Genomic DNA, 401 nt, shown 5'->3' on the forward strand with positions numbered 1-401 from the left:
ACCTGAAGCCGCTGGCGGACGCCGGCAAGAAGACGCTCGGCTCCGGGGTGGTCGTCTTTGTCGGCGCCGGCGAGGACAACAAGGCAAGCGTGGTCGTCGGCGTCACCGACGATCTGACCGGCCGCTTCAGCGCCGTCGATCTCGTCCGCGTCGCGTCCGCCGCGCTTGGCGGGCAGGGCGGCGGCGGCCGGCCCGACATGGCGCAGGCCGGCGGCCCCGACGCCTCCAAGGCCAACGATGCGATCGCGGCGGTACGGGCGGCGCTGGAGGCAGCGTAGGTCGCGGGCTAAAGCTTGGCGCATGCATTGTCCAATGTAGCGCTGGTCGACCCCCACTCCGTCCCGGCTTCGCCGAGCCACCTCTCCCCCGATCCACGGGGAAGAGGAAAGGCGTCAGGCTTT

At 71.1% G+C, this 401-nt stretch carries 1 protein-coding gene; it reads left to right on the top strand.

Going from position 1 to position 401, the window contains the following annotated elements; all coding sequences use genetic code 11:
- Positions 1-278 (top strand): DHHA1 domain-containing protein (locus EOD07_RS37370; RefSeq protein ID WP_245470656.1); only part of this gene is annotated, 278 nt, incomplete at its 5' end.
- Positions 279-401 lie beyond the last annotated feature (123 nt).

The organism is Mesorhizobium sp. M2C.T.Ca.TU.002.02.1.1 (genome assembly GCF_003997225.1).